The 15,705-nt window shown below is 68.7% G+C and carries 16 protein-coding genes, 1 tRNA gene and 1 pseudogene; 5 read left to right on the forward strand and 13 right to left on the reverse strand.

What is annotated here, in order from left to right; all coding sequences use genetic code 11:
* Positions 1–203 precede the first annotated feature (203 nt).
* The 4 genes from ACFV2O_RS32210 to ACFV2O_RS32225 all read left to right on the forward strand — a co-directional run bounded on the left by ACFV2O_RS32210 (position 204) and on the right by ACFV2O_RS32225 (position 2,186).
* Positions 204–416: a hypothetical protein gene (locus ACFV2O_RS32210; RefSeq protein ID WP_379255342.1), complete on the forward strand. Its 213-nt coding sequence runs from the start codon at positions 204–206 to the stop codon at positions 414–416.
* The gene (locus tag ACFV2O_RS32215) at positions 404–565 is read left to right on the forward strand and encodes a hypothetical protein (protein WP_379255343.1); all 162 of its coding nucleotides are present in this window, start codon (positions 404–406) and stop codon (positions 563–565) included. Before ACFV2O_RS32210 ends, ACFV2O_RS32215 begins: the two co-directional genes overlap by 13 nt.
* Before the next feature lie 220 nt (positions 566–785).
* Positions 786–1,220, forward strand: a complete 435-nt coding sequence (locus ACFV2O_RS32220) for a hypothetical protein (protein ID WP_379255345.1) — start codon at positions 786–788, stop codon at positions 1,218–1,220.
* 186 nt (positions 1,221–1,406) lie between these two features.
* A complete protein-coding gene (locus ACFV2O_RS32225) occupies positions 1,407–2,186 on the forward strand; it encodes a hypothetical protein (protein ID WP_379255347.1) in 780 nt (259 codons plus the stop codon).
* Positions 2,187–2,310: 124 nt separating this feature from the next.
* On the opposite strand, the gene ACFV2O_RS32230 is transcribed toward ACFV2O_RS32225, so the two are convergent.
* From ACFV2O_RS32230 to ACFV2O_RS32245, 4 genes and pseudogenes are all read right to left on the reverse strand, one after another.
* Positions 2,311–2,384 (reverse strand) — tRNA-Leu (locus tag ACFV2O_RS32230).
* 231 nt (positions 2,385–2,615) lie between these two features.
* On the reverse strand, positions 2,616–3,533 hold the full coding sequence (locus ACFV2O_RS32235) for a ribonuclease Z (RefSeq protein ID WP_379255348.1): 918 nt from the start codon (positions 3,531–3,533) through the stop codon (positions 2,616–2,618).
* 48 nt (positions 3,534–3,581) lie between these two features.
* The gene (locus tag ACFV2O_RS32240) at positions 3,582–5,087 is read right to left on the reverse strand and encodes an amino acid permease (RefSeq protein WP_356966811.1); all 1,506 of its coding nucleotides are present in this window, start codon (positions 5,085–5,087) and stop codon (positions 3,582–3,584) included.
* Between the two features lie 273 nt (positions 5,088–5,360).
* Positions 5,361–5,696 (reverse strand): annotated as a pseudogene (locus ACFV2O_RS32245) (MFS transporter); the annotation flags it as partial.
* Positions 5,697–5,854: 158 nt separating this feature from the next.
* Here ACFV2O_RS32245 and ACFV2O_RS32250 point away from each other — a divergent pair.
* A complete protein-coding gene (locus tag ACFV2O_RS32250) occupies positions 5,855–6,379 on the forward strand; it encodes an SRPBCC family protein (RefSeq protein ID WP_379255350.1) in 525 nt (174 codons plus the stop codon).
* Positions 6,380–6,403: 24 nt separating this feature from the next.
* On the opposite strand, the gene ACFV2O_RS32255 is transcribed toward ACFV2O_RS32250, so the two are convergent.
* The 9 genes from ACFV2O_RS32255 to ACFV2O_RS32295 all read right to left on the reverse strand — a co-directional run bounded on the left by ACFV2O_RS32255 (position 6,404) and on the right by ACFV2O_RS32295 (position 15,612).
* The gene (locus ACFV2O_RS32255; protein ID WP_355074467.1) at positions 6,404–7,351 is read right to left on the reverse strand and encodes a Ppx/GppA phosphatase family protein; all 948 of its coding nucleotides are present in this window, start codon (positions 7,349–7,351) and stop codon (positions 6,404–6,406) included.
* Complete coding sequence (locus tag ACFV2O_RS32260; protein WP_355074468.1) at positions 7,351–7,884, reverse strand: DUF501 domain-containing protein; 534 nt, start codon at positions 7,882–7,884, stop codon at positions 7,351–7,353. The genes ACFV2O_RS32255 and ACFV2O_RS32260 overlap by 1 nt, the downstream gene beginning before the upstream one ends.
* A 38-nt stretch (positions 7,885–7,922) precedes the next feature.
* Positions 7,923–8,480: a septum formation initiator family protein gene (locus tag ACFV2O_RS32265; RefSeq protein ID WP_379255352.1), complete on the reverse strand. Its 558-nt coding sequence runs from the start codon at positions 8,478–8,480 to the stop codon at positions 7,923–7,925.
* Positions 8,481–8,530: 50 nt separating this feature from the next.
* The gene (gene eno / locus ACFV2O_RS32270) at positions 8,531–9,817 is read right to left on the reverse strand and encodes a phosphopyruvate hydratase (RefSeq protein WP_355074472.1); all 1,287 of its coding nucleotides are present in this window, start codon (positions 9,815–9,817) and stop codon (positions 8,531–8,533) included.
* A 114-nt stretch (positions 9,818–9,931) separates the two neighbouring features.
* Positions 9,932–10,648, reverse strand: coding sequence for a lytic murein transglycosylase (locus ACFV2O_RS32275; protein WP_364428982.1), 717 nt, complete (start codon positions 10,646–10,648; stop codon positions 9,932–9,934).
* 95 nt (positions 10,649–10,743) lie between these two features.
* Complete coding sequence (locus ACFV2O_RS32280; protein WP_379255355.1) at positions 10,744–12,354, reverse strand: ABC transporter ATP-binding protein; 1,611 nt, start codon at positions 12,352–12,354, stop codon at positions 10,744–10,746.
* Positions 12,351–13,172: an ABC transporter permease gene (locus ACFV2O_RS32285; RefSeq protein WP_379255357.1), complete on the reverse strand. Its 822-nt coding sequence runs from the start codon at positions 13,170–13,172 to the stop codon at positions 12,351–12,353. The genes ACFV2O_RS32280 and ACFV2O_RS32285 overlap by 4 nt, the downstream gene beginning before the upstream one ends.
* A complete protein-coding gene (locus tag ACFV2O_RS32290; RefSeq protein WP_379255415.1) occupies positions 13,169–14,095 on the reverse strand; it encodes an ABC transporter permease in 927 nt (308 codons plus the stop codon). Before ACFV2O_RS32290 ends, ACFV2O_RS32285 begins: the two co-directional genes overlap by 4 nt.
* Positions 14,095–15,612 carry an ABC transporter substrate-binding protein gene (locus tag ACFV2O_RS32295; protein WP_379255359.1) on the reverse strand — a complete coding sequence of 506 codons (1,518 nt, stop codon included), beginning with the start codon at positions 15,610–15,612 and terminating at the stop codon, positions 14,095–14,097. Before ACFV2O_RS32295 ends, ACFV2O_RS32290 begins: the two co-directional genes overlap by 1 nt.
* Positions 15,613–15,705: the final 93 nt, after the last annotated feature.

A 15,705-nucleotide genomic window follows, 5' to 3' on the forward strand; every position in this document is an offset into this window, starting at 1 on the left:
ATTTAAGAGGCTTTTCGTCAACACCCGGTATCGGGGTGATGGCGATCGACCCCTCGATACCGGGTGTAACCAAACGGAATCAGGAGGGGCTAGTGACGGACCAACAGGGGCCAAGGCAGGCTGTAGCTCTGCTCCACAGTGACCACGATCCAACCGAGTTCGAAGCGCTGGTGCAGCGGCACAGGCTGAGAATCGTCTACACCGTGCACACAGACGCGCAAGCCGCGTTGGCGGCGCTGATCGCAGTCCAGTACGCGCTGGAGCACATGGCCGACGCGGTGGTTGTCCCTCACCTCGGCGTACTGAGACCCGATACGCCTTGGTGGGCCGTCACCGAGATGGCCGACCTGATCACCGGCACGCGGGAATACCCGCTGGGTTCGGCGCTGCGCACAGTAGTGGGGTGGGCACCCTGATCGCGCTGGGTTTCATCGTCGCTATCGGTCTGCCGCTGGTCGTACTGGCACTCGTCATACTGTGGCCCGAGCACATTCCCCAGGACCGCACGGTGGACGCAATACGCCAGCGCATCGAAGGGGAGAACCACTCGCAGAACGAGCTCTGATCCGCCTGCGTGTCGAACGGGCTAGTGGCAACGTGCGTCCGGCCCGCCACACGACGCCGGGCAGGAGGCGCGGCTCGGGCACTAAGAGTCTGCGAATCAGTGGAACCGGTCGGCGTTGCGATGCGTCATATCCAGTGTCACCACATTTCTCCGCAGTGCACAGCGCGCAGCGGACGCCGAAAGTGGCGACGTCTCAACATATTTCTCGGGGTGGAAAACTATGAAGATTCATAAGTCTATTGTGGCGACACTCACCGTAGGCGCGTTTGCGGTGGCGGGAATGATCACGAACCCGGCCGCAGCGGCCGCTGGGTCGGGGGCGTGTGCCGGGAACTTCCATGTGATCAGGGCCGTGAACGGGTACATCGAATGGGGAGTGACGTCCCAGTGCACCGGCGATGACTGGCACCCTCACAAGGTCACCGTCCAGCTCGAGACGCAGGTCGGCGACTCGTGGGTGCAGGTGTTACGCAGGAGCAACCCCGCATTCGATGAAGGGAAGCAGGTGGTTGTCCTGCAGTATCACAACGATCGGTGCCGGACGAACACCACCAACAGATACCGGGCGAAGGGCTGGATCAGCGCCGGTAAGCACGCAACTTCCGGGACCTCAGAGGTGGCCTCGCTGCCCTGCGGCGATGTTGAGGGTGGGTGATAACGCGGCTAGTGCGACGCGACCGGGTGATCGCCGTTCGGTCAGCCGGTCGCCGCAATTGCCGGGGAAGCCGACGCACAGCAGAAGCAGCCTGCGCGGCACTGTTACGTTGATCTAGGGGCGATCGCAGGGCCCGAACAGATCGTTCCGCCTCCGCCAACGCGATCCAGAGGAGCACAGCCGACGATGTCACCGAGCGAGCGCACTACCGATCGTGTACTGGCCGTGTGGGCGCCCCCGGAATTCGTGTCCGACGGCAGCAACGGAATTCTGAGTTGGGTCGGACCAGCGTTGCGTACGCCCACCGGGTTGCGGCTGTCCCTCGCGGCGGAAGTGGTCGGCGATGCCGCGCCGTCGTTGCGGAGTTACCAGGTCGGGGTGTCGGCACTGGCCAACGGTGTGGCCACCGACGTGGGCTGGGGAAGCAGCTCGTCCGACACCCACGCCGGCACGACCTTCACATTGCCCGACCTCGGCCCGGATACGACACCGGTCGATATCGAGCTGACCATCGACGACGTCACCACCGACGGTCCCTGGGTAAGGCGACTGTCTCGGCCGAACGACATCGTCTACTCAGCGCCGCTGGGCGATCCACGGGGCCGATTGGCCATGCTGACGAATCCAGCTTTCGTAACCGACGAGGATGGTCCGATCGAGGCCTGGATCGGACCGATCACGCTCGATCCCAACGGCATCGAGTTCCTCTACACCGCAACCGCGCTCGACGAACGCGCACCATCCATCTGGGACTACGAGGTCGATGCCGTCCTGCGCGCCAACTTCGGAACCTCGGAGGTGGTGGCCGGCGAATCGACCTCGGCGACACGAACGATCAGAACCTTCCAGGCCCCGATCCCGGACGACATCGCAGACACGCCCTGGGACTTCGAGCTGACCCTTACCGACCACACGGCAGGACTCACCTGGTCGACCGAATTCTCGTGGAATGGACCGATGTCCTAGCGCTCGCACTGCCAGCTCCCTGGTACAGGTCGGCACAGTAGCTCGACCCGAGGACTGCAGACGGAGGGCGTCTGCATGGGTGCGAAGGGCAGCGAGGAAAGCGATCGACCTTCGGCTCAGTAAGTGCCCCCAGTCGGACTCGAACCGACACTTGGCGGATTTTAAGTCCGCTGCCTCTGCCAATTGGGCTATAGGGGCGTCCGGGACAGCGTACCGAGTCGTACGGCTGTACCGGAATTCCGACAATTTGTCGGGGTGGCGGGGCGTCGGCCGTGGCCGGGTGCCGGACGGCGCGGTCGGGTGACCGGTGCCGGTGGCGGTTGTTCGCAGCCCGGGTTGGCAGGCGTCCCAGAGAACTAGATCGGTGGCGGCGGGCTGGTGTTAGCGTCCGCGCGTCATCTCGGCGTGTCGGATGTTCGCGCCGGAGTGTCAGCGCCGGGGTGGCAGCGGGATCCTGGCGAGGTCGGTGGCTATGTGGATCTCGCCGGAGAAGTACTTCGCCGCTTCGGCCAAGTGCTCGTCGAGGTCGCGGTAGCGCTGGGAGAAGTGGGTGAGCACCAGGGTGCGAACGCCCGCGTCGGCGGCCACCCTGGCGGCTTGGCCCGCCGTGAGATGGCCGTATTCGAGGGCCAGGTGTTCGTCGGCGTCCAGGAACGTGGCTTCGATGACGAGCATGTCGACGTCGGCGGCCAGCTCCCCGATTCCGGGGCACAGCCGGGTGTCCATCACGAAGGCGAAGCTCTGACCGGAGCGCGGTTCGCTGATCTCCGCCAAAGTGATCGTGCGCCCCTCGAATTCGACACTGCCGCGCTGTTGCAGTTCGGAGATGATCGGGCCGCGCAATCCCAGGGCGCGCAAGCGGTCCGGCAGAATCCGCCGGCCGGGCGGCTCGCTGAGCCGATAGCCGAAGGTGTCCACCGGATGGGAGAGCCGCACCGCCGTCACCGTGAACGCCGCCTCGGGCAGGTCGACGGGACCTGGGGCGAGGATCGGGCGAGGCCGCAGCTCGGCGCGGTGATAGTACGACGTCGCGTTGACCAGGCGCTCGTAGTACGCCGCGCCGGACGCCGGGAAGCAGACGTCGACCGGATGCGGCACCCGGTCGAGGTTGATCCGCTGCACCACTCCGGCCAGCCCGAGACTGTGGTCGCCGTGGAAATGGGTGATCGCGATCCGGGTGAGCCCGGTGACGCTCACACCGGCATAGGTCATCTGCCGTTGCGTGCCCTCACCGGGATCGAACAGGATCGCCTCGTCGTCCCACCGGAGCAGGTACCCGTTGTGGTTTCGCTGTTTCGTCGGCACCTGACTAGCGGTCCCGAGAACAACCAACTCACGCTGCGACACGGCGTCAGGCTATCCGCCGCCACCCCACACCCGAACTCCGGCCGCGTCCTAGGTGACGGATGCCTTCCGGAGCACGGAGTTGTGCCGGGAGTAGGCGAAGTAGACGACGAACCCGATCACCATCCACACCAGGAACCGCAGCCAGGTCTCCACCGAGAGATTCAGCATCAGCCACACGCACGCCAGCACCGCCAGGACGGGGATCAGCGGCACCAGCGGAACCCGGAATCCACGCGGCAGGTCCGGACGCGTGCGCCGCAGGATGAGCACGCCGACCGACACCAGCACGAACGCGAACAGCGTCCCGATGTTGACCATCTCCTCCAGCGTGCCGAAATCCACGAACCCGGCCAGCAGCGCGCACGCCACGCCGACGATGACGGTGACCCGCACCGGCGTGCCGTTCTTACCGGTGTGCGAGAGCTTGCGCGGCATCAGCCCGTCGCGCGACATCGCGAACAGCACCCGGGTCTGCCCGAGATACATCACCATGACCACCGTGGTGAGCCCGGCGAGGGCGCCGATCGAGATGATGTTCTTCGCCCAGGTCACCCCGTGGATGCCGAACGCCGTGGCCAGTGTCGCGTCGCCATGGGACAACTCGGTGTAGGGCACCATGCCGGTGAGCACGAGCGATACCGCGACGTACAGGATCGTCACGATGAGCAGCGAGCCCAGGATGCCGCGGGGCACCGCCTTCTGCGGGTTGCGGGTCTCCTCCGCCGTCGTGGCGACGACGTCGAAGCCGATGAACGCGAAGAACACCAGGCTGGCCGCGGCGAGCAGGCCGTACCAGCCGAAGTTGCTGTGCCCGGCGCCGGTAAGGAAGGAGAACAGCGACTGCCGCAGCCCCTCGCCCCGCTCACCGGGCTGCGACGGCGGGATGTAGGGCGAGAGGTTCGAGGACTTGAAGTACGTGAGGCCGACGACCAGCACCAGCGCGATCACGCCCAGCTTGATGGCGACGGCGACCGCCGACACCCGCGAGGACACCTTGGTCCCGGTCGCGAGCAGCACGCCGAGCACCGTGATGAGCAGCACCGCGCCCCAGTCGAAGTTCACCGGGCCGAAGTGCGCGATCGGAGACGTGGTGCCGAGCACCTCGCCGAGGTATTGCGACCAACCCTTGGCCACCACCGCCACGGCGAGCGCGAACTCCAGGATCAGGTCCCAGCCGATGATCCAGGCGACGAGCTCGCCGAAGGTGGCGTAGGAGTAGGTGTAGGCACTGCCCGCCACCGGCACCGTGGAGGCGAACTCGGCGTAGCAGAGCGCGGTCAGTCCGCAGGCGATCGCGGCGAACACGAAGGCCAGCGAGACGGACGGACCCGCGACGGTGCCCGCGGTGCGCGCGGTGAGGGTGAAGATGCCCGCGCCGACCACGACGGCCACGCCGAAGACGGTGAGGTCCCAGGCGGTCAAATCCTTGCGTAGCTTCGAGTCGGGTTCGTCGGTGTCGCGGATCGACTGTTCGACGGACTTGGTGCGGAACAGACCGCCCCACCGAGACGAGACATCACCCGCCGAATCGGCTTGTGGCCCGGGTTTCGTCACGCGTTCTCCTTAATTCGTGCCAATTGCTTGTGTTCTGTACCCAGACGGCGAGTCAATGCACGCCTGCCATGAATTTGCTGATCCATGGTGCGATGGCGGCGACGATCAGCCCCGCACACACCATGACCGTCCCGGTGATACCGAAATAGGCGAACTCGTGACCTGGGTCATAGAACCGAGCCAAACTACCCGACACCGACGTGCCGAGACCAACCGAGAAAAAAATACAATGCCATTGTCCGAGCCCGGAAAGCCTCCGGGGCGAGTCGAGTGCACGGCCAGCGCGATGTGCCCGGCCATGACCACGAAGCCGCCGTAGAAGAGGGTGCGTGCCATCCCGGGCAAACGGTCGGCGATCCAGCCGCCCAGGACGGTGGACAGATAGACCAGGCCGCCGTAGGCGCCGACGATGCCCACGGCCGTGTCCTTGGCCGGGCCCAGACCGCCGTCGGTCGCCGAGTAGTACAGGTAGTACCCGAGGATGGTGACCATCCCGTAGAACGAGAAGCGCTCCCAGAGTTCGACGCCGAACAAGTTGGCCAGCCCGATCGGGTGGCCGAACCAAGTTCGTGTCCCCACTGGTTCCCGCGATGTTTTCGCTTCGACCATGCTCCGAAGATCGCATCTCGAAGCGCTCCGGGGAGGATTCGTTTGTTCTGTTCAGGCGGGCCGCGGAACCTGGACGCGGCCGGTGGTTTGCCCCCGCACCTATCGGGCACCCCGCAATCGACAGGCAAACCGGCCCGCACCCAGAAAGCGTTGAGCTGATGGTCCACGTGGAAATCACCGTGCCGACTACACCGGAGCAGGTTTTCTCCGTCCTGGCCGACGGATGGCTGTTCGCCGCCTGGGTCGTCGGCGCCACGCACATTCGCGACGTCGACGACGAATGGCCCGGCGTCGGCGCGGCGCTGCACTACAGCGCGGGCGTATGGCCGTTCACCGTGAGCGATACCACGGAGGTCGTGTCGGTGGATCCGCCGCACATGCTCGAGCTAGAGGCCAAGCTCTCGCCGTTCGGCGCCGCGTGGATCCGGCTGGAACTCGTCGAGACCGCGACCGACGAGACCCAGATCCGGATGTACGAGCACGCCGAACGCGGGTTGGGCCGGCTCATGCCCAACGCGCTGCAAGAACTCCTGCTGGTGCCGCGGAACATGGAATCGCTCTCCCGGCTCGCCGATATCGCCATCGGCAAGGCGCGCCGTGCGGGTCACGCCGGAATCGGAGTCCGCGCCGGAACCGAGACGCACGCCGAGGTGAAGCTGAACGGACACCTCCCACAGACCTGACCGCGGCCACGCGACCGAGCCGGATCAGGCGATCGACAGTGCGATGCCGTCGAGGATGTCGTGCTCACTGACGATCAGCTCGGAAATACCCGCGCGCCGGGACAACTCCTCCGCCAGTACTTCGGTGATGACCGCGCCGCCGCCGATCACGTCGACCCGGCCGGGGTGCATCGGCCCCAGCGCTGCGCGCTCATCGTGGTCCATGGCGATCAGCCGGTCGCAGACCTGATGCACCTGCTCCGAGGTCAAACGAGTGAGATGCACCCGCTCCGAGTCGTATTCGGGGAGATCGAGCGCGACCGCGGCGAGCGTGGTCATCGTGCCCGCCACGCCGACCCATGTGTGCGCCCCTTCCACCGGGACGTGCGTGAACGCTTCGGTCAACCGCTCGGTGGCGAAGGCGCGGGCGGCGGCGATCTCCTCGGCGGTCGGCGGGTTGCCCGCCAGACACCGTTCGGTGATCCGGACGCAGCCGATGTCGGCGGAGAACGCGGCGCGCACCCCCGCGCTGTCCCCGAACACCAGCTCGGTGGAACCGCCGCCCAGGTCGACGACGACGAACGGACCCGCCGCGCTGGACAATTCGCCGATGGCGCCGGCGAACGACAGGCGCGCCTCCTCGTCGCCGGTGATCACCTCGGCTTCCGCGCCCGCGACCACCGCGCCGAGTTCGGCACGCGCCATGGCGAAGAAATCCTCCCGGTTGGCGGCGTCCCGGGTGGCGGACGTCGCCACCATCCGCACCCGGCCGACGCCCGCCTCGCGCATCAGCGCGACGTAGTCGGCCAGGGCGGCGCGGGTGCGTTCGATCGCCTCCGGCGCCAGCGAGCCGGTCGCGTCGACGCCTTGACCGAGGCGGACGATGCGCATCTCGCGGTGCACGTCGGCCAAGCGCCCGTCGTCGAGCACGTCGGCGATCAGCAGTCGGATGGAGTTCGTGCCGCAATCCACGGCGGCTACCCGGTCACTCATCACTGTGCTCCAGTCTCTCGCGCGCTACTCGGCCGGGACGCGGGCCAGTCGGCCGGAATCGCGGTGCCGCGCAGGCCGTGTTCGGCGGCCAGCGCCACCGACTCGTCGCCGAGCGGATTCACGCCCGGCCCCTTGGCCAATGCGTGGGCGATCAGCACGTGCAGGCACTTGACCCGCTCGGGCATCCCGCCGCCGGTGAAATCCGTGCCGAGCGATTCGATTTCGTCGCGTTCGGCCAGATAGCTCTCGTGCGCGGCGCGGTAGGCGGCGGCCAGCTCCTCGTCCGCGGCGAGCCGCTCGGTCATCTCCCGCATCACGCCGGCCGATTCCTGCCTGCTCGCCTCCGCGGTGAGCCGGGGATCGGTGAGGTAGTAGAGGGTCGGGAAGGGGGTGCCGTCCGGCAACCGGGGCGCGGTCTTCACAACGGCCGGGATCCCGTCCGGGGTGCGGTAGGCGATGGCGAGCACGCCGCGCGGCGCACGGCCCAGCTGCTCGGCGATGATCGCGAGATCCTGGTCGGTGGGTGCGGTCACCTATGTCCTTCCGGTGCTCGAGGTGGTGGCGCGGCAGCCTAGGGCGTCGGCTGCGGCTCGGAGATGCTGCGCCACAAATCGGTGTACCAAGGCTGGGGGTCCCTGGCTCTGGTGGGCGCGGGCGGCGGCGCGGGCGCCTCGATGCCGGGCACCTGCACGATATACGGCGTCTCGCCGGGCATCACCAGACGCAGGCGGTCCCGCGCCTCGCTGCGGATGTAGGCCGGATCCTGTTGCTGCGCACGACGATCCCGCAACCGGGCCAGATCCGTCTCGAGTTCCTCGCGCTGCTGCGCCAGCTGCGCTGCCTCCGCGCGCTGGGTGAAATACGTGCGCATCGGCACGGCGAGGGTGAGCGCGAGCCCGCACACCACCATCGCGAGGATCACCGCCTTGCCGGTGGAGAGGCCCAGGAACGTGTGGTCGTGCCTGTCGCCGACCGAACCCGTCTTGCGCGGTTTCGGCTTCTCCGCGGGCTCCGATCGCCTGCGACCGCGCTTGGCGGCGGAGTCGGCCGGGCGCGATCCGGCGGCACGCGACGTGCGGCGGTCCCCGCGTCCGGCCGGACTGGTCCCACGCGCACGTCGCTCCGTCATCTCACGCCTCGGTCTCTACTTCGCGGTACTCCCGGGGTTCGTGCCCCAGCTCAGCCTTCGAACGCGAAGCGGGGGAACGCGACGTCACCCGCGTAGCGCGCCGAATCACCGAGCGCGTCCTCGATGCGCAGCAGCTGGTTGTACTTGGCGACCCGCTCACTGCGCGCCGGGGCGCCGGTTTTGATCTGGCCGCTGCCCACCGCGACGGCGAGGTCGGCGATGGTGGTGTCCTCGGTCTCGCCGGAACGGTGCGACATCATCGTCTTGTAGCCGTTGCGATGCGCCAGCTCCACCGCGTCCAGGGTCTCGGTGAGGGTGCCGATCTGGTTCACCTTGACCAGCAGCGCGTTGGCGGCGCCCTTGGCGATGCCCTCCTCCAGGCGCTCCGGGTTGGTGACGAACAGGTCGTCGCCGACGAGCTGGATCTTCTCGCCGATCTGGTCGGTCAGGGTCACCCAGCCGTTCCAGTCGTCCTCCGACAGCGGGTCCTCGATGGACACCAGCGGGTAGGCGGCGATCAACTCGGCGTAGAACTGCGCCATCTCCTCGGCCGAACGCACCACACCTTCGAACTTGTAGCCGCTGCCGGAAGTGAAGAACTCGGTGGCGGCCACGTCCAGCGCCAGCGCCACGTCGCTGCCCAGCTTCAGGCCGGTCTTGGCGATGGCCTCGCTGATCAGGTCGAGCGCCGCCTTGGTGCCCGCCACGTCGGGCGCGAAACCGCCTTCGTCACCGAGGCCGGTGGACAGGCCCTTGGCCTTCAGCACCGACTTCAGCGCGTGGTAGACCTCCGCGCCCCAGCGCAGCGACTCCTTGAAGGTGGGCGCGCCGATCGGGGCGACCATGAATTCCTGCACGTCGACGCCCGTGTCGGCGTGCGCGCCGCCGTTGAGGATGTTCATCATCGGGACGGGCAGCACGTGCGCGTTCGGGCCGCCGAGGTAGCGGAACAGTTCGAGGCCGGAGGACTCGGCGGCGGCGCGGGCCACCGCCAGCGAGACACCGAGCAGGGCGTTGGCGCCGAGCCGGGACTTGTCCTGGGTGCCGTCGAGGTCGAGCAGCACCTGGTCGACGGTGCGCTGCTCCACGGCGTCCAGGCCGATGACGGCGGGCGCGATCTCGTCGAGCACGCCCTCGACCGCCTTGCGCACGCCCTTGCCGCCGTAGCGCTCGCCGCCGTCGCGCAGTTCGACGGCCTCGTGCTCGCCGGTGGACGCGCCGGAGGGCACAGCCGCCCGGGTCAGGGTGCCGTCGTCGAGAGCGATCTCGACCTCGACGGTGGGGTTACCGCGCGAATCGAGGATCTCGCGAGCTCCGACCTGTTCGATGATGGCCACGAAAAAGACACTCCTTCGGCTGCTGACACGGTATGTCTCACGGGATGGGCCGTGCGCTGCGAGCCTATCGTCCCGGCGGCGAGGCGGGTAACCGGCACTCCGGCGACCGGGAGATCACACCCGGCGGCCGATGCTGTAGCTCGCGGCCCGGTCGCGCACGGTCAACAGGTAGCTGTGCGACTGGTTGTAGGTGAGCAACGCCCGCTGCCAGCCGTGCTCGGAGGTGAGGTCGCCGCCGCTGGCGCACAGATACCTGGCTGCGGTGAGCGCGGCGTCATCGATGTTCTGCGGATCCGCGACGCCGTCTCCGTTGGCGTCGACGCCCCAGCGCTTCCAGGTCTCCGGGATGAACTGCAGCGGGCCGACGGCGCGATCGTGCTCCGGATCGCCGTCGAGCACGCCGCCGTCGGTGTCCCGCACCAACGCGACGCCCGGCGAGCCGTCCAGCGGGACTCCGATGATCGGCGGGCGGACCGAGCCGTCCGCGCCGAGCTGCGCCCCGCGATGGGTGCCGTGCTTGCTCTCCACGCTCGCGATGCCCGCGAGCGTCGTCCACGCGATGCCGCAGTCGGGACGGGCCCTGGTCATCACGGCCGCCGCGTAGCCGTACGCCTCCAGCGCGATCGGCGGTATGCCGAGCCCATCGGCCTGCTCATCGGCCCAGCCGCGCAACTGGACGGCGGTGCGACCGGGAGCGTCCAGGTCGATCACGGGCAGCGGGGCGCCCGGGCCGGGCGGGATGCCCTCCGGGATCGGGGTGCGGTCGGTCCCGCAACCGGCGAGCCCGAGGAGCACCACGATGGCGGCCGAGACGCCGGTCTTTCGCAACACCCTTCCATCATCCAGATGACGGCGCGGGCCCGCGGCAAGCCGGTGACGGAGCGCACTGCGTGTCGAAAGCGCGTATGACCCGCACGGACGCCGTGTCAGACCAGCAGTTCGCTGGTCGCGCTGTGCGTCGGCGCGGTGAGCACCGTTCCGGTGTCCCCGGATTCGACGACGCATCCCTGGTCGAGGACGATCAGCCGGGGACAGTATCCGGCGACCAAGGCCATGTCGTGTGTGATGACCAGCAAGGCGGTGTCACGTTCGGACCGGATCCGATCCAGCAGCGCCATGATCGCCGCCGCGGTGGTGTGGTCCAGCGCCGAAGTGATCTCGTCGCACAGGAGCACGGCCGGTTCGGCGGCGAGGGCGCGGGCCAGCGCCACCCGTTGCCGCTGGCCGCCGGACAGTTCGTGCGGATAGCGGGCGGCCAGGTCGGCGGACAGCTCGACCGCGGCGAGCAGTTCGGCGATTCGGGGAGAAAGATCCCGGCGTGCGACCCGCCCGATCCGCCGCAAAGGGCGGCCGAGCGTTTGCGCCACGGTGCGGCGCGGGTTGAGCGCGGACCGGGGGTTTTGAGTGACCAATTGAATGCCGCCCGCGCCGGGGTGAATTCGCCGGTTCGCCCCAACGGTGATCGGGTCGCCACGCAGTTCGAGCGATCCGGTCGCCGAATGGTGCAGCCCCGCGAGCACGCGAGCCAAGGTGGTCTTGCCCGCGCCCGACGCGCCCACCACCGCGAGCGCCGAGCCCGCCTCCAGCGCGAGGTCGATGTCGGCGAGCACTCGGTGTCCGTCGATCGAGGCGCTGATGTTCTCGGCGCGCAGCACGACGTCGGGCGGTCGGTTGTCCGTCGAGACGGCCGAAGGCTTGTGACAGTTGCGCGCTCGCTCTCCGGTCGAGGCGACGTCCGGCGGAGGGAGAGCACTTCGCCGTTCACCGGCACACACCTGTGTACCGCCCGACGGAGACGCAGGCGGGGACGCCGGACGGACCGCGCCGAGTTCGATGATGTCGTCGGCGATCGAGTGCACAAGAGCGGTGTCATGGCCGGACAGCAAGATCGCCGCCGAACGCTCGCGGGCGAGTGCCGCCAGCTGCCCGGCGATATCGGTGCGCAGTGCGCCGTGCAGCCCGGCCAGCGGCTCGTCCAGCACAAGCACGCCGGTCCGGCGGATCAGCGCCCTGGCGAGGGCGACGCGACGCTGCTGACCGCCGGACAATTCACCGGGGCGGCGTCGAAGGTAGTCCGGCGACAGACCGACCAGCGCGAGCGTGTCGATCAGGGTGGACTCGGGCGCGCGGGGCGCGACCTCGCGTAACAGGGCGCGCACGCGCAGCAGCGGGTTCAGCGCCGACCCGGGATCCTGCCCGACGTAAGCGATATGCTGGCGTCGGAAGCGTTGCAGCGCAACGCGATCGAGCGCCAGCACATTCTGTCCGGCAACCGATGCCGAGCCCGTCGTGCGCGCCGCCGCGGACGGGAGTTGCCCGAGCAGTGCGCGCATCACCGTGGTCTTGCCCGACCCGGACGGGCCGGTGAGCGCCGTGACCGTGCCCGCCGGTATCCGGAAAGTCGCGGGTCCGGCCAATTCTCGACCGTCCGGACCCAGCACGGTCAGGCCGTCGACCGCGACGAGATCGGCCCGCACCTGCCCGGCGCCATTCGCCTCGGCCGTCCGACGCGCGCTCGTCGTGACGTTCACGTTCATTCCCGCTCCCCTCGCCCGAACGCCGACACCGCCAGGTTCACGCTCACCGCGACGATCGCGATCGCGAGGCTCGGAGCGAGCACGGCCCAGGGGTTGAGCAGCATGCCGGAGGCGTTCTCGCGCACCATGACCGCCCAGTTGCTCGCACCGAGCGTCGTGGGCAACTGGAGGAAGGACGCCGTGCTCACCAGATAGACCGCCGCCACGAAACGCAGCCCGAGCTGAGTCGTCGACACCGCGCGCAGGTTCGGGATCACTTCCCGGAATATCAGGTGCCCGAGCGACTCACCGGCGGCTCGCGCGCTCTCGACATATCCGGACGCCGCGACCCCAGCGGCTGCGGCCGTGAAGATCCGCGCGCAATAGGGAACGCCGAACAGCAGCGCCAGGACGATCAGTCCCAGGGTTCCCGCGTCGGGCCACGAGGTCAGCACGAGCAGAATCCCCAGCACCGCGGGTAGCAGGATGAACAAGTCGGTGCCGAGTTCGATCCACTGGCCGATCCGCGGGCGCAGCGCCGCGACCGCGCCGAGGACACACGACAGTCCGGTCACCGACACCGCGATCACCGCGGCCACCAGCAGCAATCCCCAACCGCCATAGAGCAACTGGCTGAGCACGTCGCGGCCGAGCCGGTCGGTGCCCAACGGCGCGCCGGCAGCGGGATCGCCGAACGGGATGCCGATCGCTTCCTCCGCCGGGTGCGGCGCCAGCGTCGGTCCCAGCGCCGCCGCCAGCGTGACCAGCAGAGCGGGCGCGACGGCCAGCCGCCCGAGCCGCCGCCGCGCCGGGCTCGCGATCTTCGCGGGAGCCGTCATCGCCGCCCCCGCAACGACCAGGCGCGGATGCCGTCGGCGGCGGCGAGCACGACCATGATGAGCACCCCGGACAACGCGACCACCGCGGCCACCACCGAAGTGTCCCGATCGGCCACCGAACCGGCCAGGACCGCCCCTAGACCGGGATAGTTGAACACGGTCTCCACCACCAGAGCACCGCCGAGCAGCATCCCGACCGTGGTGGCGAAGCTGGCGACGATCGTCGGCGACGCGAACGGCAGCACGTGCCGCGCCAGCACCGCACGGCCCGAAATACCGTCCAGCACAGCGCTTTCCACGTGCGGAGCCAGCGCGGCGTCGGACAAGGCGGCGCGCACCACCCTGGTGTTCCATCCGATCTGGGGCAACGCGAGCGCGAGCACCGGCAACACCAGCATCTCCGGTCCGGCCGGCATCCCCGACCGGCCGGTGATGGTCACGGCGGGCAGCCAGCCCAGCGCCAGCGCGAACACCAGGATCAGCACCGTGGCGATCACGAATTCGGGAACGGCCACCGCGGTGGTCGTCGTCGGCTGCAAGACACGCGCGGCCACGCTGCCCGGACGCGTCGCCCACCACGCGCCGAGCGCGAGCGACGCGAGCACGGTCACCGCGAGGGCGATACCGCCGAGCAGCAGCGTCGGCGGGAACTTGTCGACGAGCAGGTCGTCGACCGGCCGTCCGCGCGCGGTACGTCCGAAATCGCCGGTCACGACGCCCGCGATCCAGTTCCAGAACCGCACCGCCAGGGGACGGTCCAGCCCGAGTTCGTGTTCTTTGGCGGCGATCTGCTCGGGCGTGGCCTCCCGGCCGAGGACGGCGCGGGCGGCGTCGCCCGGCAGCAGGTCCACGGCGACGAAGACGCAGGCCAGCAGCGTCACCAGCAGGATGACGCGCCGGAGCAGCAGTCGCGCGAACAGCATCACCCGGCCAGCCAGGCCTTCTCCAGCTGGACCCTGGCGAACCCGCCGAGCGTGGGCAGGTCGCGCACCCGGGAGGCGGCGATGTCGATGCCGTCGGCCATGCCCCAGACCAGGTAGCCGCCGCGCTCGTACTGGATGCGCTGCAACTCCTGATTCGCCTGCCGGTACTCCGCGTCGGTGCGCGCGGCGAGCGCTTTCGCGGTCGCGGCGTCGAATTCGGCGTCCTTGAAACCGGTTTCGTTGCGGTTCGATCCGCTCGAAAGCAATTTGCTCGCGAAGAAGAGGGTGGAGTCGTTGGTACCCCAGGAGATCGTGTACAGCGGCGCCTTCAACCAGGTCTGGTCGTAGAAGGCGTTCGGCTCCTGGGTGACCACGTCCAGCCGGACGCCGATCTCGGCGAGCTGGGTGGCGATCACCTTCGCCGATTCCACCTCACCGGGCGCCTCGGCCTTGGTGACGAAGGGGTAGCCGCGCCCGGTGTCGAATTTCGCCTCGCGCAACAGCGCTTTCGCGCGATCGAGGTCGCGGGTGCGCTGGGCGAGGGAGGTGTCGTAGAGCGGATCGGCCGTGCCGAGAATGTCGTTGGCCACCGTTCCGTATCCGGAATGCACCTGGTTGACCAAGGCTTTGCGGTCGACGCCGAGCCGTAGGGCGGTGCGCACCCGTGCGTCGGCGAACGGGCCGTCGGAGCTGCGCATGGCGACACCGACCACCGTGTCGTTCGGTCGGCGCACGACGGCCAGATCGCCGCGTCCCTCGGCGGTGCGGCCCGCGATGGCGCCGACGTTGGAGGCCAGGTCGATCTGCCCGCCGAGCACCGCGTTGCCCAGCGCGGTCACGCTTTCGAACATGGTTACCTCGATGGCGTCCAGCGGCGGCGGCCCGCCGTGCCACCGCTCGTTGCGCACCAGCCGGGCGTTGCCGCCCTGATAGGACTCCAACCGGAACGGTCCGCTGCCCACGGCCTTGGTGAAATCGGTGGTGTCCTTCTTGACCGTGAACGTCATCAGCCGCACCAGCAGCGGCAGTTGGGTATTCGGTTCGGGCACGGCCAGCACCACCCGGTTCGGCCCGTCGGCGGAGATGTCCTCCACGGCCACCGGCATCTTCGACGCGCCACCGACCGTGCGCAGCCTGCGCAGCGACCACACGACATCTTCGGACGTCACCGGTGTCCCGTCGTGGAAGGTCGCGTTCTCGGCCAGGGTGAAGCTCCAGCGCCGCCGGTCGGCGTCCGGCTCCCACCGATTCGCCAGACGGGGAACGACGTTCGGGTTGCCGCCCGGCACAGTGAGGGCGTCGTAGACCAGGGAGGTGACGAGGAAGTCGCTGTCGTTGCTGAGGTTGGCGTGCGGATCGCGTTCGATGCGCGCCGCGGTGCCGAGCGCGCCGACTCGCAGCGTGCCGCCAGGCCGAGCGGGCCCGGACACGTCGGCGTCATCGGAACAAGCGGCCACCAGCAGCACAGCCCCCACGCCGAGACTCGACCGCAGCAGGTCCCTTCGATTCAAAACCATTGTGCTGCCCCTCTTCCTGAACCGAACCCACGGCGGTACCGCACACAGTGCCTCGATCAGGACAGGCTAGCCTAATGCACGGCGCGACTCGCC

Source organism: Nocardia sp. NPDC059691, from assembly GCF_042733915.1.
In the GTDB taxonomy this organism is placed as follows: domain Bacteria; phylum Actinomycetota; class Actinomycetes; order Mycobacteriales; family Mycobacteriaceae; genus Nocardia; species Nocardia sichangensis.